Here is a 17,810-nt window from a genome sequence, read left to right on the forward strand (position 1 = left end):
GAACATGTCTTGTCCTTAATATGAGGAAAGGGCCGCGCCGTTTCACGGTGCGCGGATGCCCTTTCCCTGGCTTCCTTTCTCGGGCAGCCACGGGCAAGACAACGGGAAGCTCGGGTAATTTCGGCGCGGCGAGCGCGCGCGAGCGTCCTGCAATCCTGCCCCATGACCGTCCATGGGCGGTTTCGAGTGCCCTCTGCACGATCGAAACCGGGTCTGGCCAGCCGATACGACTGGCAGAATGCGCGACCGGCGGGCTCTCCGAAGAAAGCCCGCCGGTCAATTCGTCAACGGCGCAGACCGAGCTTCTCGATCAACGTCTGGTAGCGCGCGTCGTCCTTGCGCTTGAGATAATCAAGCAGGCTGCGGCGCTGGGAGACGAGGGCGAGCAGACCACGGCGGGAATGGTTATCCTTCTTGTGGTCCTTGAAATGGTCGGTCAGGTTCTTGATGCGCTCGGAAAGGATGGCCACCTGGACTTCCGGAGACCCGGTGTCGCCCTTGGCGGTTGCGAATTCACCCATCAATTCCTGTTTGCGCTCGGCAGTAATCGACATCGTGTTTTTCCTTATCTGTTTGAGGAAACGGGTCGCCCTCAGCCGGGATGTCGTCCAGCAGGGGCCGGTGCAAGCAAAGCGTCTTAGCGCTATGCTGCGGCGCATATAGTGCAATTCCCCGGAAAACACCAGCCCAATTCACAAGCCGGCTTTTCAGGCCGAAATGGCCTGATTTATCCTTGTCAGAGCCATTTCTTCCATTTGAAGAAGGCGATCAACCCGAACGCGACAAGCGCCATGAACAGCAGCGACAAGGGATAGCCGTAATAGGCCTTCAGTTCCGGCATGTTCCAGGGCGAAGACTCCGGATCGAAATTCATGCCCCAGATACCGACCAGGAAGGTGAGCGGCATGAAGATGACCGAGACAATGGTGAGATAGCTGATGACGTCGTTGGTGCGCGCCTGGCTCAGCGACAGATGCATCTCGATCAGGCCGGTCAGCATGTCGCGCTGGGTTTCGACCAGTTCGATCAGCCTGAGCGAATGGTCGAGCGTGTCGTTGAGAAAGATCTTGGTTTCCGCCTTCACATAGGGCACGTCGTTGCGGATCAGCGTCGCCAGCGCATCGCGCATCGGCCACAGCACGCCTTTCAGCACATTGGCATCGCGCCGCAATTCATGCAGCTGCCGCATCTGATGCTTGTGCGTCGAATGCAGCATCTCGTCCTCGATGCTGTCGACCAGCTCGCCAGCCGCCTCGATCGGCGGAAAATAACTGTCGACGACGGCATCGATCAGCGCATAGGCGAGATAGTCGGCGCCCCGCGCACGCAACCGGTTGGGCGCCGAGCTTTCGATGCGCTTGCGTACGGGATCGAACGGATCGCCTTCACGTTCCTGAAAGGTGACGACGAAGTTTTTGCCGAAGAAGACGGCAATCTGCTCATAGCGGTGCGACGTGACATCGTCGATCATCCTGACGACGACGAAGGCATGGTCCTCGAAGAAATCGACCTTCGGCCGCTGGCCGGTGTTGACGACGTCCTCCAGCGCCAGCGGATGCAGGCTGAAAATGCGGCCGATCTCCTCGATCAGCGGAATGTTGGCGAGGCCGGTGCAGTCGAGCCAGAGGACCGGCCATTTGTCGCAATGAGTGTTGAGGTCGTCGATGCTGGCGTTTTCGATGGTCTTGAATTTCTGCGGCGAGATCAGGGTCAGCCTGAGTTCGCTGCGCCGCGCCGAGGGGTCGGCGATCAGCGTGCCGGGCGACGCACCGACCGGCGGCCGCCTTGTTTTCACCGGCGCCCGCTTCTTGATCGCCTCAGCCTTTGCCATGTGCCCCTCGCGCGAGTCCCGGCTCGACATTAGAGCAGTTCACCGTTTCACGGAAACGGCGAACCACTCTAACTCTTTGTTTTGACGCAATTCCGAACGGAAAACCGTTCACACTTTTCCTGGAATTGCTCTAGACGACAGGGGTCAGCCGGCAAAGACCCGTTTGGGCTTGAACATGCCTTGCTCGATGGCGCCGATGGCGACCAGCTTGCCGCGCGCCGTGGCGCAGGCTTCCTCGGCTTCCACCGGTGCATCGCGACCGCGAATGATGACCGGGTTGCCAAGGCGGATCTTGGTCGCAGCGTCGTCGCTGATGGCGATCTGCGGCAGGCAATCGAGGGCAGCCGATGTATCGACCAGAAGCGCATCGATGGCGTCGAAGTCGATCGGTGCTTCCACCGCGTCAGCGGCTTCCGTCGTGTCAGCGACGTCCGTCGCGTCCGAGCTGTCTTCATCCTGCACACCGAAACGAGCGGCTTCCAGTTCGGCGATGGTGACGAAATCCTCCGGGGTGAACGGCTCGACCTCGACCCGGCGCAATTCTGAAATATGGCCGAAGCAGCCCATGTCGCGGCCCATGTCGCGGGCCAGCGAGCGCACATAGGTGCCCTTGCCGCATTCGACCTCGAAAACAGTATGGTCGGCGCTATGCTCGACAACGTCCAAACGACCGATCTCGATCTCGCGTGGCGGAATGTCGACTGTCGCGCCGTCGCGGGCCAGATCATAGGCGCGCTCGCCCGCGATCTTGATGGCCGAGAATTGCGGCGGCGTCTGCATGATGACGCCGGTGTATTTCGGCAGCAGCGCCTTGATCTCGGCTTCCGCTGGACGCTGGTCGGACTCCTTCGTCACCGGACCTTCGAGGTCATCGGTCGAACGCTCCTGTCCCCAGGAAACGGTGAAGCGGTAGATCTTGGCGCCGTCCTGCACGTAGGGCACGGTCTTGGTGGCCTCGCCAAGCGCGATCGGCAGCATGCCGGACGCCAGCGGATCGAGCGTGCCGGCATGGCCGGCCTTTTCTGCCTGGAACAGCCATTTGATCTTGGAGACGGCTTCGGTCGAACCCATGCCGACCGGCTTGTCCAGGATCAGCCAGCCCGAGATCGGACGGCCCTTCTTCTTGCCGCGGCGCGCCACTATTCGGTGTCCTTGTTGTCGTCTTTGTCCTGGTCCTCAGGACCCAGATCGCGTGCTACCTCGGGCGACTTCAACAGGTCGTTGATCCTGGCGAAATTGTCGAAGGAGGTGTCGAGCTTGAAGCGGAACTCCGGCATGAACTTCATCTGCCGCAGCGCGCCTGAGACACGGCCGCGGACGAATTTCGCATGCTTGTTCAGCGCCTCGACCACCGCATCGGTATCCTTGGCGCCGAGCGGCGAGACGAAAGCCGTGGCGACCTTGAGGTCAGGCGACATGCGCACTTCCGAGACCGACACCACGGTGTTCTCGATCAGCGGATCGATGATCTCGCCGCGCTGCAGGGTTTCGGACAGCGCATGGCGCACCTGTTCGGCGACGCGCAGCATGCGCTGGGATGGGCTGGATGTGGTTGGACGGGGCATTTTTCTCAATCCTGAAAGCGTGAGGCGCGGGATGGGACCGTGCCGCATGTCTCATATGGGTCATTCTCAATAGACCTTGGGCGGCGGTCTTTCGACCGCCGCCCGGTATGGACAAATCACTCGAACTCAGAGTGTCCGGGTCACCATCTCCACGCGGAAGCACTCGATGACGTCGCCGACGCGCATGTCCTCGTAGTTCTGGAAGGCCATGCCGCATTCCTGGCCGCCGGGGACTTCCGAAACTTCGTCCTTGAAGCGCTTCAGCGTCTTCAGCGTGCCCTCGTGGATGACGACGTTGTCGCGGATCAGGCGCACGCCCGCACCGCGCTCGACCTTGCCTTCGGTGACACGGCAGCCGGCGATCTTGCCGACCTTGGTGATGTCGAAGATCTCGAGGATCTGCGCATTGCCGATGAAGGTCTCGCGACGCTCCGGCGACAGAAGGCCCGACAGAGCCGCCTTCACGTCATCCACAAGGTTGTAGATGATCGAGTAGTAGCGGATCTCGATGCCCGCCGCCGCTGCGGCGGCACGCGCCTGGACGTTGGCGCGGACGTTGAAGCCGATGATCGCCGCACCCGAGGTCTCCGCCAGCGACACGTCGCTTTCGGTGATGGCGCCGGCGCCAGCATGGACGATGCGCGCACGCACTTCGTCGGTGCCGAGCTTGTCCAACGCAGCGTTGATCGCCTCGATCGAGCCCTGCACGTCGCCCTTGATGACCAGCGGGAATTCCTTCAGCCCGCTCGTCTGCAACTGCGACATCATCTGCTCGAGTGAACCGCGCTGGCCGGCATGCTTGGCAACCGCCTTCTCACGCGCCAGACGCTGGCGATATTCGGTGATCTCGCGGGCACGGGCCTCGTTGTTGACCACTGCGAAGCGGTCGCCGGCCTGCGGCGTGCCCTGCAAGCCAAGTACTTCGACTGGCATCGCCGGCGGCGCTTCCTTGATCTGCGTGCCACGATCGTTGACCAGCGCGCGCACCCGGCCCCATTCGTTGCCGGCAACAAGGATGTCGCCCGGCATCAGCGTGCCAGTCTGCACCAGCACGGTGGCAACGGGACCACGGCCCTTGTCGAGCTGCGCTTCGATGACGACACCCTCGGCAGTACGATCCGGATTGGCCTTCAGGTCGAGAATTTCGGCCTGCAGCAGGATCGCCTCGAGCAGCTTGTCGAGATTGGTGCCCTTGGTCGCCGAGACTTCGACGTCCAGAACTTCACCGCCCATGGATTCGACGAAGACCTCGTGGCGCAGCAGTTCGGAGCGCACCTTCTGCGGATCGGCATCATGTTTGTCGATCTTGTTGATCGCCACGATGATCGGAACACCGGCCGCCTTGGCATGGCTGATCGATTCGATCGTCTGCGGCATGACGCTGTCGTCGGCCGCCACAACCAGGATGGCAATGTCGGTCGCCTGCGCGCCACGAGCACGCATCGCCGTGAAGGCGGCGTGGCCGGGCGTGTCGATGAAGGTGATCTTGTGACCATTCTTCTCGACCTGGTAGGCGCCGATATGCTGGGTGATGCCACCGGCTTCGCCGGAGACGACATTGGCGTTGCGGATGGCGTCGAGCAGCGAGGTCTTGCCGTGATCGACGTGGCCCATGATCGTCACGACAGGCGGACGCGCCACCAGGTCCTCGGCATTGTCGGCGATGTTGAATAGGCCTTCCTCGATGTCGGACTCGGCGACGCGGCGGACCGTGTGGCCGAATTCGGTGGCGACCAGCTCTGCCGTATCGGCGTCGATGACGTCGCCCGGCTTCAGGATCTGTCCCTGCTTCATGAAGAACTTGACCAGGTCGACCGCGCGCTCGGACATGCGTTGCGCCAGTTCCTGGATGGTGATGGTCTCGGGCAGGATCACTTCGCGCATGACTTTCTCGCGCGGCTCATTATGCATCGCGCGCTTGAATTTTTCCTGGCGGCGACGCATCGACGACAGCGAACGGGCCCGCGCGTCTTCGTCGGACAATGCTGAATTCAGCGTCAGCTTGCCACGGCGGCGGTCTTCCTCGCTCTTGGTCGGCTTGGCCGGACGCGCCACTTCGGGCGTGACCGGACGGCGCACCGGTGCACCGGCACCAACCCGCTTCGGCTTGACCTCTTCCTCATCGTCGACTGTTGCCAGTTCGGCGGTCAGCGGCGCGCGGCGGCGTGCCTCTTCCTCGGCCCGACGGCGAGACTCGGCCTCGGTCTGCAACCGCGCCTCTTCCTCGGCTTGGCGGCGTGCGGATTCATCGCGTTCGCGCTTGCGGCGCTCTTCGTCCTCGGCACGGCGCTTGGCGTCCTCGGCGGCGCGCTGACGGTCCTCGACCTCGCGCACCTTGGAGCCTTCAAGCGCCCTGCGGCGCGCCTCCATTTCACTGCGCGACAGCTCGTTCAGCACCATGCCGCTGCGCTCGACCGGGGCCGGCGGGGGCGGAGGTGGCGGCGCCTTCGGTGCTTCCTGCACGACGGGCGCGGCCACAACCGGCGGCTTCGGTGTGAAGACGGGGGCGGCAACCGGCTCCGGCTTGTCGCCGGGCATCGAGAACTTGCGCTTCTTGGTTTCGACGACGACCTGCTTGGTGCGGCCGTGCGAGAAGTTCTGGCGCACAGTGCCCTGTTCCATACCGGGGCGCTTCAGCGTCAAGGTCTTCTTCGGCGTCACACTCAGCGTATTGTCGTCACCCGATTTCGTATCGCTCATTCCATATCCTCTGCGGCATCATCTTCGTCAGCAACAGCCGCAAGCATTGCCAGATCGTCCGGGGAACCGCCCCGATACCGGTCGAGCGCAACCATGCGCTTCTGGACCGCCCTGCCCGCGTCTCCCGCGAGAACGGCAGCATGTATCACATTTGTACCCCCCAATGCCAAGCTCAACTCGGCCTCGGAGAAAAGTTTGTAGGCAAGGATAGCGGGCCCGCCGAGATGGACTGTCGCCCGTCGCGCCTGGCTGATCTTGCGCACGCCGTCGTCGGACGCCTCGGTCGCGTGCAGCACGAAAAGCGCCAATCCGCCGCGCACCGCGCTCTCGACCTTGGTAGCACCAAGCGAAATTGCGCCTGCCTTGCGGGCCAGACCAAGCATGCCCAGAGCGTGTCTGGAAAGCAGCCCGTCGACCATGCCGCCAAGATCAGGCGGCACGACCACCTGTGCCTTGAAGGCGCGGGCAAAGAGGTTCTTCGCCGCAGCCTTGTCGATATGTAGGCGGTCGGCGCTCACCCAGCAACCGCGGCCGGGCAGATTTCTCTTGATGTCGGGAACGACGGCCGAATCCGGGCCGACGACGAAACGGATCAGTTCATCCGGTTCGGCTTGTTTGCGCGTAACGATGCAGGTGCGATCGTTCATCTCGTCCAAGGGCGGGTTCGGTGCGATGCGGTTTCACCTCACGCACCAACGGCTTCGTCAGCCGAGACTTCTTCGGCCGCAAGCTCGTCTTCGGTGATCCAGCCGGCCTTGAGGCGGGCAGCCAGAACCATCTGCTCGGCATCGGCACGCGCGACGCCGTGATTGGCCAGCACACCGGGGAATACCTTGGTTTCGCCGTCTTTGCGTTCCTTCCAGCCGGTGAGGTCATCGGCGGCATAGCCGGCGAAGTCCTCGATCGTCTTCACGCCGTCTTCGCCGAGCGTCACCATCATGGCGGTGGTGACGCCGGGGATTTCGCGCAATTCGTCCGAGACGCCGAGCGCCTTGCGCTTGTCGTCGTGCTCGGCCTCGATCTTCTCCAGATATTCGCGGGCGCGGGTCTGGATTTCCGAAGCGGTGTCTTCATCGAAACCGTCGATCGAGGCGATCTCGCCGGAATCGACATAAGCGACTTCCTCGACGCTGGTGAAGCCTTCGGAGGCAAGCACCTGGCCGACCATCTCGTCGACGTCGAGGGCTTCCATGAACAGCGACGAACGCTCGACGAATTCCTTCTGGCGACGCTCGGATTCTTCGGCCTCGGTCAGGATGTCGATATCCCAGCCGGTCAGCTGCGAAGCGAGCCGCACGTTCTGGCCGCGGCGGCCGATGGCCAGCGACAGCTGGTCGTCGGGAACCACGACTTCGATGCGTTCGGCATCCTCATCGAGCACGACCTTGGCGACTTCCGCCGGCTGCAGCGCGTTGACGATGAAGGACGCGGCCGAAGGCGACCACGGAATGATGTCGATCTTCTCGCCCTGCAATTCGCCGACGACGGCCTGGACGCGGCTGCCGCGCATACCAACGCAGGCGCCGACAGGATCGATCGAGCTGTCGCGCGAGATGACGGCGATCTTGGCGCGCGAGCCCGGGTCGCGGGCGACGGCCTTGATCTCGATGATGCCGTCATAGATTTCCGGCACTTCCATGGTGAACAGTTTGGCCATGAACTGCGGATGGGTTCGCGACAGGAAGATCTGCGGGCCGCGCTGCTCACGGCGCACGTCGTAAACGTAGGCGCGGACGCGGTCGCCATATTTGTAATTTTCGCGCGGGATCAGTTCGTCGCGGCGGATGATCGCTTCGCCTCGGCCAAGGTCGACGATGACGTTGCCGTATTCGACGCGCTTGACGGTGCCGTTGACGATTTCGCCGATGCGGTCCTTGTATTCGTCATACTGACGGTCGCGTTCGGCCTCGCGCACCTTCTGCACGATGACCTGCTTGGCCGACTGGGCGGCGATGCGGCCGAAATCCATCGGTGGCAGCTGTTCGGCGATGAAATCGCCGAGCTGGGCGTCGGGATTGCGCTCGCGGGCCGAGGAAATGGCGATCTGCGTGGCGTAGTCATCGACCTTCTCGACCACTTCCATCAGCCGCTGCAGCTTCATCTCGCCGGTGTTCGGGTTGATGTCGGCGCGGATGTTGGTTTCCTGGCCATAACGCGAGCGCGCCGCCTTCTGGATCGCATCGGCCATGGCGGCGATGACGATCGACTTGTCGATCGACTTTTCACGCGCAACCGCGTCGGCGATCTGCAGCAGTTCAAGTCTGTTGGCGCTTACAACCATCGTTTTTCTCCCGAGCCTGTTTGCCGGACCTTTGCGCCCGGCAGCTCAATCATAGTTCCTGTTCGTCTTCTTCCGTGGCGTCCGCTTCCGCACCCTGGGGCACGTCATCATCCGGTTCACCGCGGTGTCTTTTGGCTTCCTTGCGCGCCCTGTTGTCCTTCGACAGGGCGTCTCGGATGAGATCGTCGGTCAGGATCAGGCGCGTTTCGGAAATTGCGTCATAGGGGACCCGCACCGTCGGCTCCTCGCCATAGGCGGCCTTTTCGCGCTCGATCAGCACATCGTCTTCACCGGCCTCGACGATCTTGCCCTTGAATCGCTTGCGGTCGGCAACGACGATCGATGTTTCCATCTTGACCAGATGACCGGTCCAGGTCGTGAAATCCGATTTGCGGACCAGCGGCCGGTCGATGCCGGGCGACGAGACTTCGAGGTGATAGGCCTTTTCGATCGGATCATCGACGTCGAGCGCCGGCGACACCGCGCGGCTGACCTCTTCGCAATCCTCGACGGTCATGGTGCCGTCCTCGCGCTCGGCCATGATCTGCAGCGTCAGCCCGTTCTGGCCCGACAGATGCACCCGCACGAGGCGGAAGCCGATGCCACGCAGAACCGGCTGGACGATCAGCGCGATGCGCGCATCGATGCCGCTTTCGCGGATGATGCGATCGTCGCCCTCGCTTGCCGTTGCAGTCATTGAAACCCTGTCGTTCTACCCGAAGTTATCGGCAGGTAATAAAAAAGAGCGGGACCGGGTGGACCCACTCTTCGTCATACCGACCAAGAATTTGAGGCTGATATAAACGATCATGGCAGGTGTTTCAAGCCCGCCGTGCAGTCCGAACAAAAGCCGTGCGGCGCCAGTGTTGCGCCAGACGCATGGCCTCCATGCGGCGAAACCCCTGTGAGCTTTGCCGTTGCGTCCCCATTTATGGTGCATCGCACAAAGATGATTGCACGACACGGCACCGAAAGGGCATGTCCATGACCAACCGCAAGATCTTATCCGCCATAGGCGAACTCTTCACGACATTTGGCAGCGCGGTCGCCGCCTCGCGTGCCGTGGAAGCGGGCCGCAAGCCGCGCGCCGACGACTTGCGCAAGCTCGGAATGGACCCGGCTGTCTTCAACAGGATCGGCCGTTTTTGAACCTGGCGAGTGGATGACACCCGCCTTTGCAAAGCTGGTGCGCCGTGGGCCTATGTTCTGACGAAAGTGAGATAGGCCGGCCGCCGCCCCTCACGAATGGCCTTCGCCTCGTAACGCGTGCCCGGCCAGCCATCATAAGGCCGGTGCCAGTCCGCCGCCTCCGAAGCCTGCCACGCGAACGCGCCATGCGCACGGCAATGCAGCAAGGTCCAGTTGACATAAGTGTCGATATCGGACGCAAAGCGGAATTTTGAGCCCGGCTTCAGCACACGCGCGAACCGCTCGAGATTGACCGGGCTGACGAAGCGCCGCTTCCAGTGCTTCTTCTTCGGCCAAGGATCGGGATAGAGCAGATCGATGCCGTCGAGCGAGGCTTGCGGCAGCCAGTCGAGCAGCCTGGTGGCGTCGTCGTCATAAACCCGCAGATTGGCGAGCGACTTCTCGCGCACCGCCATCATCATCTTGGCCATGCCGTTGACGAAGGGCTCGACGCCGATAAAGCCGATCGAAGGCGCCTCGGTCGCGCGATGCAGGAGATGTTCGCCGCCGCCGAAGCCGATCTCGAGGCGAACCGCGCCAACATCGGCTTCAAACAGAGTGCGCAGATCGGCCGGCGGTTCGGCCGTCAGATCGAGACGGTATGTGCCGAAGCCGCTTTCCAGTGCTGCCGCCTGCTGCGGACGCATGGTCTTGCCACGCCGGCGACCGAAGAAGGCTTCGGTCGCACGGCTTGGTCTGTCCTTCGGGTCCATGGCGGGACTCTGCGGCGCCGCTGTCAGGCGGCGACCGCATCCTTGAGCGCCTTGGCGAGATCGGTCTTTTCCCAGGAAAAAGACCCGTCGCGGCCGGCCTTACGGCCGAAATGGCCGTAGGACGACGTCTTGGCATAGATTGGCTTGTTGAGATCGAGATGGCGGCGGATGCCGGACGGCGACAGATCCATCACGGTGCGCAGCGCCTCCTCGAGCTTTGCCTCGTCGACCTTGCCGGTGCCGTGCAGGTCGACATAGACCGACAGCGGCTGGGCAACGCCGATGGCGTAGGAAAGCTGGATGGTGCAGCGGTCGGCGAGTTTCGCCGCCACGACGTTCTTGGCCAGATAGCGTGCCGCATAGGCCGCCGAGCGATCGACCTTGGTGGTGTCCTTGCCGGAGAAGGCGCCGCCGCCATGCGGTGCGGCACCACCATAGGTGTCGACGATGATCTTGCGGCCGGTCAGGCCGGCATCACCGTCCGGCCCGCCAATGACGAACTTGCCGGTCGGGTTGATGTACCACATGCAGTTGTCGGCGATCTTGAGGTCGCCCAGCGCCTCGCGGATATAGGGTTCGACGACCTTGCGGACCTTCTTCGAATCCCAGCTCGCATCGAGATGCTGTGTGGACAGCACGATCTGCGTCGCCTCGGCGGCCTTGCCGTCGACATAGCGAACGGTGACCTGGCTCTTGGCGTCCGGCCCTAGCTTGCCGGCTTCACCGCTGCCCTCGTGACGGGCGGCAGCCAGCAGTTCGAGAATCTTGTGGCTGTAGTAGATCGGCGCAGGCATCAGATCCGGCGTCTCGCGGCAGGCATAACCGAACATGATGCCCTGGTCGCCGGCACCCTCTTCGCCCTGACGGTCGGAGGCATTGTCGACGCCCTGGCCGATATCCGGCGACTGGCCGTGCAGCAGGACCTCGATCTTCGCCGTTTTCCAGTGGAAGCCGGCCTGCTCATAGCCGATTTCGCGGATCGCCTTGCGGGCGACCGACTTGAACTTGGCCGGATTGACGACCGAATGCCCGGCGGCATCCTTGAGAATATTGCCGGCCTTGTCCTTCTTGAGCAGCGTGTCGGGAACACGCACTTCGCCGGCGATGACGACTCGGTTGGTGGTGGCCAGCGTCTCGCAGGCGACACGGACTTTCCACGGGTCCATGCCGGTCTTCTTGGCTTCGCGATAGACCAGATCGACGATCTCGTCGGAAATCCGGTCACAGACTTTGTCGGGATGGCCCTCGGCAACGGATTCCGAGGTAAAGAAGTAGTTCTGCCGCGTCACGGGTGTCCCCTCTTGAAAAACGATCGGCAGGCTGCCGATTTTGGCGCGCCACGTGTTAGCGGGGCGAAGCGCCGCTCGTCAAGCGGTGCTTCGGCTCTGGCATGAATGTCGATGCAGTTATCTTGTGCCACCGGCGGCAACACGCCGCCGGCTCTGGCGTGATTGCGGATCAGTCGGGATCGTCCGTGGAGAGGGACTTGACCAGGTCTATGATCCTGCGGCGCACCTTGGCGTCGGCGATCTTGACAAAGGCCCGGTTGAGCTGGAGTCCTTCCGGACTGCCGCAGAATTCAACGGCGAAAGCCATCGACGCATCCTCGGCAAATCCACGGCCCGCCACGGGCTCCTGGCCGGGCGCATCCTCGAAAAAGAAGGCGACAGGCACGCCGAGTATGGACGCGATCGCCTGCAGACGGCTGGCGCCGACGCGGTTGGTGCCCTTTTCATATTTCTGAATCTGTTGAAATGTGATGCCGAGGTTTTCTCCCAGCTTTTCCTGGCTCATTCCCAGCATGTTGCGGCGAAGCCGGATGCGACTGCCGACATGGATATCAATCGGATTCGGTTTCTTCTTGTTGTCTTCTGTCATTTTTTCCTCGCCGAATTTTTTCGGCTTTCTCTATTTTTTTCCTGCCCAAACGAAGCCGGAGGCAACTGCCCCAACAGAATGATCAACCGGCTTCGAGAAATTTCAGGCGCTTACAGTATGAGTTTCTAATGTGTAGGCTGTCAATTCACCCGTAGCCTTTGCCTTACGTTCAACAATGTGGCGGCGATGGCAAACAGCAACATGATCAGCATTCCGTTAATGCGCCGTTGGCCGGGAGATATGACCGCCTGTTCGGAAATCGGGACATGGGCATCGATGGCGCCGCGGGCGTCGATAGCCAGCGCATCAACGATGCGGCCGCGCGGATCAACGACGGCCGAGATGCCGTTGTTGGCAGCACGCAGCAATGGCAATCCATTCTCCACCGCACGGATCTGGGCCTGCCTGAAATGCTGATACGGACCCGGCGTGTCGCCGAACCACGCATCATTGGTGACGTTCACAATAAGCTGTGCTGACGTTGCGTCAACTGCCACCAGATCGGGAAAGATCACCTCATAACAGATAAATGGCAGTGCGCTGATGCCGTCAGGCAGGGTGATGGCGTGCCGCTCATTGCCGGCCGCGAACGTCATCGGCCCGGCAACCAGCTGCTCGATGCCGAAACGCTCGAGCAGGTCGGAGAAAGGCAGGTATTCGCCGAACGGCACCAGATGAACCTTGTCGACAGCGTCAGTGATTTCACCCTTGTCGTCGATCGCCACCACGGAGTTGTAATAGCGGCTGTCGGCATTCGCGGCCGAGCCGCCTTCCTCGCGGACGACGCCGGCGATCAGCATCTGGCCAGGTCCGAGCATGTCGCCCAGTGCCGTCAATGCGTCCGGACGCTCGGTGAAGAGGAACGGCACCGAGGTTTCGGGCCACAGGATCAGTTGCGGCTTTTCATGGCCAGGGTCCGGCGCCTTGGCCGACAGCCCTATCAAGGTGGCGAAGATACGGTCGCGCACCGAGGCGTCCCACTTTTCCGACAGGTCCACGGCCGGCTGCACGATGCGGACGTCCAGGCTGCGCGCCGCCGGTTTCTCGGGAGCGGCAAGCCTGACATAGCCGAAGCCGACATGGGCAGCGGCAAGCACGACAAACAGCGCCGCGCCGAGGCGAAGATGCCGGCGCGCGGCCAGCAGCGCCGGCAGCGCGAAAACGAACACAGCGAGCGCGTTCATGCCGATCATCCCGGTCACCGAGACGCTCTGCATCAGCAAGGGCACGGGCATGGCCGCGTAGCCGACGGCATTCCAGGGAAAACCGGTGAACAGGAAGCCGCGCAGCCACTCCGTCAGCCCGAAGCCGAAGGCAAGGGCGGCGATGCGGCCGATATCGCTGCTCCACAGCAGGCGGGCAACCATGGCCGCAAAGCCGTAGAAAAAGGCGAGCATGAAGGGAATGCCGACCACCGCGAAGGGAAGCGCCCAGGCGAAGCTGTCGGCCTCAACCAGCAGGGCCGAGCCGATCCACCAGAGGCCGGCAAGGAAATAGCCGAAGCCGAACCACCAGCCGACGGCGAAGGCCGGCCGCAGGCGCCGGAACAGGCTGCCGGAGGCTTCACCGGTGGCGCCGTCGAGCAGCCAGACCAGCAGCGGAAACGAGATGAAACAGGCGGCGAAGAAATCGTAGGGCGCCTGCCCAAGCACGGCAAAAGCGCCTGCGAGAAACGCCACGAGCGCGCGCCGCCAACCCCAAAGCAGAATTATCCGGCCGGCCAGGCGCTCCATGCATACTTCCGAGTCGCGCGAATCAGGACGCAAGATTTAACAGGCCGCGGTCCGCGCTCCAAACGCCGGATGGCAAGCCGTGACGCAAGCCCCGGTCACCGCCCTACCGGTGCCAGCCGTCGATTTGAACACCGCCCAGCCGCTCGGCCTCCTCGCGCGGAACCGAACGGATGGTCTGCGTGAAGGTCCAGACATGGCCCTCGGGATCGCGCGCCCGATACTGGCGCTCGCCGTAGAACTGATCTGTCGGCTCCTGGATTATATCGGCGCCGGCGGCCCGAGCCTGCTCGCAATGTGCGTCGATGCTATCCTTCAGTCTGACATAGACCGATTGCGTGTTCTTGCCCGAGACCGAAGCCGGGCTGGCGACATAATCGGCCCATTCGGAATCGACGATGATGTAGCTGTCGCCGAACCGCATCTCGGCGTGAACAAGTCTGCCCTCGGCATCGCTGACCACCATGCTGCGCGCGAAGCCGAAGGCTGCTTCAAGCCAGTCCAGCGCGGCACGAGGGTCCTTATAGAAAACACCGGAGCCCAGACTGGGATGCTTGAACGGGTCGTCGACAGTCATCGGGCGAGCGTAACGCTCATGCCTGCTCGGTGCGCGCGGCGCGGCGGCGGCGCTCGCCCTTCTGGCTCTGCACGATGCGCACGCGCTTGACGCGGCGCGGATCGGCGTCGAGCACGTGGAACTCGAAGCCGGGTATCGCCTGCACCACCTCGCCGCGCGCCGGAACGCGGCCAAGCGTGTTGAAGATCATGCCGCCGATGGTGTCGACATATTCGCCATGTTCGCCGGCGGCGAAATCCTCGCCGATCATCTTGGCAACATCGTCGATCTCGGCCTTGCCGTCGACGATGAACACGCCGTCACCGCTCTGGGTGATCATCGGCTCGTCGTCGTCATGCTCGTCCTCGATGTCGCCGACCACCATCTCGACGATGTCCTCCAGCGAGGCAAGGCCGTCGGTGCCGCCATATTCATCAATGACCAGCGCCATCTGCGTGCGCGTCGTCTGCATGCGGCCCATCAGATCGGAGGCAAGCATCGACGGCGGCACGAACAGCACCGGGCGGATCAGATTGAGGTCGCCAATGGTGCGCGCGAGGTCGACCTGGGCGAGGTCGAGAACCATGGCGGCCGGGGTTTTCCTGGTCGTGCGGCCCTTCTTGACGCGCGCGATCTTGGTGATGTGGGCCAGCACGTCACGGATATGGACCATGCCGCGCGGATCATCGAGCGTCTCGGAATAGACCGGCATGCGTGAATGGCCGGATTGTTCGAAGGTGCCCAGGAGATCGCCAAGCGTCGTCGTGATCTCGACCCCCTGGATGTCGGCCCGCGGCACCATGACGTCCTCGACGCGCACCTCGCGCAGCCGCAGGATGTTGTTGAGCATGGCGCGTTCGCCGGGCGAGAAGGATTCGGCATCGCTCGTCGTTTCGGCAAGCGCGCCGGCAATTTCCTCACGCAGGCTGGTTCCGTTGCGTTGCCGAAACAGGCCCAAAACGCGGTCGAACAGGGAGGGACCAGCAGGCGATGTGTCGCTGGCAGCGCTGCCGACGCTGGCAGCACCAGGGGTAACGGTACTCGGACTTGATCCCTCTTCCGACGTATCGGAAGCCTTGGTCGCACTGCCGGCGTCGGGGCGGGCGGCAGTATCTGGTTTGTCGTTCATCGTCGTCCGGTCAATTGTCAGATGTAGTTACGCGTAGGGATCGGGAATGGCAAGCCTTGCGAGCGCTGCGCGTTCGATGGCCTCCATCGCCTCGGCCTCAGTGTCGGTCTCGTGATCGTAGCCCAGCAAGTGCAGCAGGCCGTGGATGACGAGATGGGTGATATGGTTCTCGACAGGCTTGTCTTCCAGTGCCGCTTCACGCGCGACCGTCTCGGCGGCCAGCACGATATCGCCGAGCATCGGCGGCAGCGGGCCGCCTTGCGCCAGCGGAAAAGCCGGGAAAGACAAGACGTTGGTCGGCTTGTCCTTGCCGCGCCAGCCAGCGTTGAGGGTACGGATATGGACATCGTCGGAAAAAACGAGGCTGAGTTCGGAACGGCCCGCCACGCCGGTTTCGGCAAAAGCAGCCGTGACAGCGCGGTCGACCAGCCGCGTCAGGCTTGCCTCATCGGGCCAGTTGCCCGCTTCGATCGATATATCGATGTCGACGGGAACATTCCCGCCGCCGGATCTTATGTCCTCAGGCATGAAGCCGCATCGTCAAGATCAATTCTCGGCGCCGAGGCCGCGCGCCAGTTTGGCGTCCCGGTCGTAGGCCCTGACGATTTCCGCCACCAGCGGATGGCGAACCACGTCGCCATCGTTGAAGCGCACGGTGACCGCGCCTGCCACGCCGTCCAGCACCCGCAAGGCTTCGACCAGGCCCGATTTGGTGTTCGAGGGAAGGTCGATCTGGGTCGGATCGCCGGTGACGATCATGCGCGAGTTCTCGCCGAGACGGGTCAGGAACATCTTCATCTGCATCGGCGTGGTGTTCTGGGCCTCGTCGAGGATGACGGCGGCATGCGCCAGCGTGCGGCCGCGCATGAAGGCGAGCGGCGCTATCTCGATCACTTCGGCGGCAATGGCGCGCTCGACCTTGTCGGCCGGCATCATGTCGTAGAGCGCGTCATAGAGCGGCCGCAGATAGGGATCGACCTTCTCCTTCATGTCGCCCGGCAGAAAGCCGAGCCGCTCGCCGGCCTCGACCGCCGGCCGCGAGAGAATGATGCGCTCGACCATGCCGCGCTCAAGCAGCATGGCCGCATGCGCCACCGCCAGATAGGTCTTGCCGGTGCCGGCCGGGCCGATGCCGAACACCAGTTCCGACCGTTCCAGCGCCCGCATATAGGCGTCCTGGTTCAGCGAGCGGGCATAGATCGTCTTCTTGCGGGTGGCGATCTGGGCGGCGGAGACCTTGCCCTTGCGTTCCAGCGTGGGCAAGGTCAGCTGGTCATCGGCGGCGATCGCCATGCGCACGGCGCCGTCGACGTCGGACTGGCCTATATCGACGCCCTTCTGGAGAATGCCGTAGAGATTGTCGAGCGCACGGCGCGCCTGCTCGGCGGCTGACGCCGAGCCCTTGATGGTCAATTGGTTACCGCGCGAGCGGATGTCGACGCCCAGCTTCTGCTCAAGCCTGGCGAGGTTTTCGTCGAACTGACCGTAGAGGGCGCTGGCAAGCTTGTTGTTGTCGAAAGTCAGAACGATGTGCGCCATGTCAGAAGCCCCAGATGCCGGTACCGGGGGCAGGTTCTTCAGCTCTGCTGCGCTCAACCGTCTCTCCTCATCTGCCGAGACCCCTCAGGCCAATTCGGCGAACAGGCTATTGTAACCTGTCTTCGTGATTCGCACCTGGATAATGTCACCGATTTCGCCGGCCTTTTCATCAACAATAACCGGCTGCAGCCAGGGCGAGCGGCCGACCTTCTGGCCAGCCTGACGGCCGGGCTTCTCGATCAGCGTGTCGATGGTGCTGCCGACGAGGCTCAAGCCGAAATCCTGCTGCTGTTTCACAAGCAGAGCCTGCAGCCGCTGCAGGCGCTCATCCTTGACTGTTTCCGGCACATGATCGGGCATTTCGGCGCCCGGCGTGCCGGGACGAGGCGAATATTTGAACGAGAAGGCCGAGGCGTAGTTCACCTGGCGCATCAGTTCCATGGTCGCTTCGAAATCCGCTTCTGTCTCACCGGGAAAGCCAACGATGAAGTCGCCGGAAAGTGCGATGTCAGGCCGGGCGGTGCGGATGCGATCGAGCAGCGCCAGATAATCCTTCGCCGTGTGCCGGCGATTCATCGCCTTGAGGATGCGGTCGGACCCCGATTGCACCGGCAGATGCAGATAGGGCATCAGCGCCGGCAGATCGCGATGGGCGGCGATGAGTTCGTCATCCATGTCGCGCGGGTGGCTGGTGGTGTAG

The 17,810-nt window shown here is 62.8% G+C and carries 18 protein-coding genes; 1 reads left to right on the top strand and 17 read right to left on the bottom strand.

Going from position 1 to position 17,810, the window contains the following annotated elements; genetic code table 11:
• Positions 1 to 284 precede the first annotated feature (284 nt).
• The 8 genes from rpsO to rimP form a co-directional block, all read right to left on the bottom strand.
• Complete coding sequence (gene rpsO / locus EN993_RS17125; RefSeq protein WP_274533684.1) at positions 285 to 659, bottom strand: 30S ribosomal protein S15; 375 nt, start codon at positions 657 to 659, stop codon at positions 285 to 287.
• 77 nt (positions 660 to 736) lie between these two features.
• Positions 737 to 1,831, bottom strand: coding sequence for a magnesium/cobalt transporter CorA (gene corA, locus EN993_RS17130; protein ID WP_127264275.1), 1,095 nt, complete (start codon positions 1,829 to 1,831; stop codon positions 737 to 739).
• A 144-nt stretch (positions 1,832 to 1,975) separates the two neighbouring features.
• Positions 1,976 to 2,971 (bottom strand): tRNA pseudouridine(55) synthase TruB, encoded by a 996-nt coding sequence (gene truB, locus EN993_RS17135; protein WP_127264277.1) that lies wholly within the window; start codon positions 2,969 to 2,971, stop codon positions 1,976 to 1,978.
• Positions 2,971 to 3,396, bottom strand: a complete 426-nt coding sequence (gene rbfA / locus EN993_RS17140; RefSeq protein ID WP_109666384.1) for a 30S ribosome-binding factor RbfA — start codon at positions 3,394 to 3,396, stop codon at positions 2,971 to 2,973. The genes truB and rbfA overlap by 1 nt, the downstream gene beginning before the upstream one ends.
• Before the next feature lie 126 nt (positions 3,397 to 3,522).
• A complete protein-coding gene (gene infB, locus EN993_RS17145; RefSeq protein WP_126067594.1) occupies positions 3,523 to 6,096 on the bottom strand; it encodes a translation initiation factor IF-2 in 2,574 nt (857 codons plus the stop codon).
• Complete coding sequence (locus tag EN993_RS17150; RefSeq protein ID WP_126067593.1) at positions 6,093 to 6,743, bottom strand: RNA-binding protein; 651 nt, start codon at positions 6,741 to 6,743, stop codon at positions 6,093 to 6,095. The genes infB and EN993_RS17150 overlap by 4 nt, the downstream gene beginning before the upstream one ends.
• A 38-nt stretch (positions 6,744 to 6,781) precedes the next feature.
• Positions 6,782 to 8,377: a transcription termination factor NusA gene (gene nusA / locus EN993_RS17155; RefSeq protein ID WP_109666377.1), complete on the bottom strand. Its 1,596-nt coding sequence runs from the start codon at positions 8,375 to 8,377 to the stop codon at positions 6,782 to 6,784.
• 49 nt (positions 8,378 to 8,426) lie between these two features.
• Positions 8,427 to 9,074, bottom strand: a complete 648-nt coding sequence (rimP, locus tag EN993_RS17160; RefSeq protein WP_127264279.1) for a ribosome maturation factor RimP — start codon at positions 9,072 to 9,074, stop codon at positions 8,427 to 8,429.
• A gap of 287 nt (positions 9,075 to 9,361) precedes the next feature.
• Between rimP and EN993_RS17165 the strand changes: the two genes are divergently transcribed.
• Entirely contained in the window at positions 9,362 to 9,526 is a 165-nt protein-coding gene (locus EN993_RS17165) for a hypothetical protein (RefSeq protein WP_082525350.1), read from the top strand.
• Between the two features lie 50 nt (positions 9,527 to 9,576).
• Here EN993_RS17165 and EN993_RS17170 read toward each other — a convergent pair whose 3' ends face one another.
• The 9 genes from EN993_RS17170 to EN993_RS17210 form a co-directional block, all read right to left on the bottom strand.
• A complete protein-coding gene (locus tag EN993_RS17170; RefSeq protein ID WP_127264281.1) occupies positions 9,577 to 10,278 on the bottom strand; it encodes a tRNA (guanosine(46)-N(7))-methyltransferase TrmB in 702 nt (233 codons plus the stop codon).
• A 23-nt stretch (positions 10,279 to 10,301) separates the two neighbouring features.
• Entirely contained in the window at positions 10,302 to 11,567 is a 1,266-nt protein-coding gene (metK, locus tag EN993_RS17175) for a methionine adenosyltransferase (RefSeq protein WP_109666370.1), read from the bottom strand.
• A 169-nt stretch (positions 11,568 to 11,736) separates the two neighbouring features.
• Complete coding sequence (locus EN993_RS17180; RefSeq protein WP_023811410.1) at positions 11,737 to 12,156, bottom strand: helix-turn-helix domain-containing protein; 420 nt, start codon at positions 12,154 to 12,156, stop codon at positions 11,737 to 11,739.
• Between the two features lie 140 nt (positions 12,157 to 12,296).
• Positions 12,297 to 13,889 carry an apolipoprotein N-acyltransferase gene (gene lnt, locus EN993_RS17185; protein WP_127264283.1) on the bottom strand — a complete coding sequence of 531 codons (1,593 nt, stop codon included), beginning with the start codon at positions 13,887 to 13,889 and terminating at the stop codon, positions 12,297 to 12,299.
• 103 nt (positions 13,890 to 13,992) lie between these two features.
• Complete coding sequence (locus EN993_RS17190; RefSeq protein WP_127264285.1) at positions 13,993 to 14,463, bottom strand: VOC family protein; 471 nt, start codon at positions 14,461 to 14,463, stop codon at positions 13,993 to 13,995.
• 16 nt (positions 14,464 to 14,479) lie between these two features.
• Positions 14,480 to 15,571 carry a hemolysin family protein gene (locus EN993_RS17195; RefSeq protein WP_109666361.1) on the bottom strand — a complete coding sequence of 364 codons (1,092 nt, stop codon included), beginning with the start codon at positions 15,569 to 15,571 and terminating at the stop codon, positions 14,480 to 14,482.
• A gap of 27 nt (positions 15,572 to 15,598) precedes the next feature.
• Positions 15,599 to 16,099 (bottom strand): rRNA maturation RNase YbeY, encoded by a 501-nt coding sequence (gene ybeY / locus EN993_RS17200; protein ID WP_127264287.1) that lies wholly within the window; start codon positions 16,097 to 16,099, stop codon positions 15,599 to 15,601.
• 18 nt (positions 16,100 to 16,117) lie between these two features.
• Complete coding sequence (locus EN993_RS17205) at positions 16,118 to 17,110, bottom strand: PhoH family protein (protein WP_023758127.1); 993 nt, start codon at positions 17,108 to 17,110, stop codon at positions 16,118 to 16,120.
• An 84-nt stretch (positions 17,111 to 17,194) separates the two neighbouring features.
• Positions 17,195 to 17,810, bottom strand: a 616-nt coding sequence (locus EN993_RS17210) for a radical SAM protein (RefSeq protein ID WP_127264288.1), incomplete at its 5' end; no start/stop codon positions are given.

Source organism: Mesorhizobium sp. M7D.F.Ca.US.004.01.2.1 (assembly GCF_003997785.1).
GTDB classification, from domain to species: domain Bacteria; phylum Pseudomonadota; class Alphaproteobacteria; order Rhizobiales; family Rhizobiaceae; genus Mesorhizobium; species Mesorhizobium loti.

Excerpts from the sequence above, each read along its gene's own strand:
- rpsO (WP_274533684.1), bottom strand. The coding sequence starts at position 659 with ATGCGCCGCAGCATAGCGCTAAGACGCTTTGCTTGCACCGGCCCCTGC.
- corA (WP_127264275.1), bottom strand. The coding sequence starts at position 1,831 with ATGGCAAAGGCTGAGGCGATCAAGAAGCGGGCGCCGGTGAAAACAAGG.
- rbfA (WP_109666384.1), bottom strand. The coding sequence starts at position 3,396 with ATGCCCCGTCCAACCACATCCAGCCCATCCCAGCGCATGCTGCGCGTC.
- infB (WP_126067594.1), bottom strand. The coding sequence starts at position 6,096 with ATGAGCGATACGAAATCGGGTGACGACAATACGCTGAGTGTGACGCCG.
- EN993_RS17150 (WP_126067593.1), bottom strand. The coding sequence starts at position 6,743 with ATGAACGATCGCACCTGCATCGTTACGCGCAAACAAGCCGAACCGGAT.
- nusA (WP_109666377.1), bottom strand. The coding sequence starts at position 8,377 with ATGGTTGTAAGCGCCAACAGACTTGAACTGCTGCAGATCGCCGACGCG.
- rimP (WP_127264279.1), bottom strand. The coding sequence starts at position 9,074 with ATGACTGCAACGGCAAGCGAGGGCGACGATCGCATCATCCGCGAAAGC.
- EN993_RS17165 (WP_082525350.1), top strand. The coding sequence starts at position 9,362 with ATGACCAACCGCAAGATCTTATCCGCCATAGGCGAACTCTTCACGACA.
- EN993_RS17170 (WP_127264281.1), bottom strand. The coding sequence starts at position 10,278 with ATGGACCCGAAGGACAGACCAAGCCGTGCGACCGAAGCCTTCTTCGGT.
- EN993_RS17180 (WP_023811410.1), bottom strand. The coding sequence starts at position 12,156 with ATGACAGAAGACAACAAGAAGAAACCGAATCCGATTGATATCCATGTC.
- lnt (WP_127264283.1), bottom strand. The coding sequence starts at position 13,889 with ATGGAGCGCCTGGCCGGCCGGATAATTCTGCTTTGGGGTTGGCGGCGC.
- EN993_RS17190 (WP_127264285.1), bottom strand. The coding sequence starts at position 14,463 with ATGACTGTCGACGACCCGTTCAAGCATCCCAGTCTGGGCTCCGGTGTT.
- EN993_RS17195 (WP_109666361.1), bottom strand. The coding sequence starts at position 15,571 with ATGAACGACAAACCAGATACTGCCGCCCGCCCCGACGCCGGCAGTGCG.
- ybeY (WP_127264287.1), bottom strand. The coding sequence starts at position 16,099 with ATGCCTGAGGACATAAGATCCGGCGGCGGGAATGTTCCCGTCGACATC.
- EN993_RS17205 (WP_023758127.1), bottom strand. The coding sequence starts at position 17,110 with ATGGCGCACATCGTTCTGACTTTCGACAACAACAAGCTTGCCAGCGCC.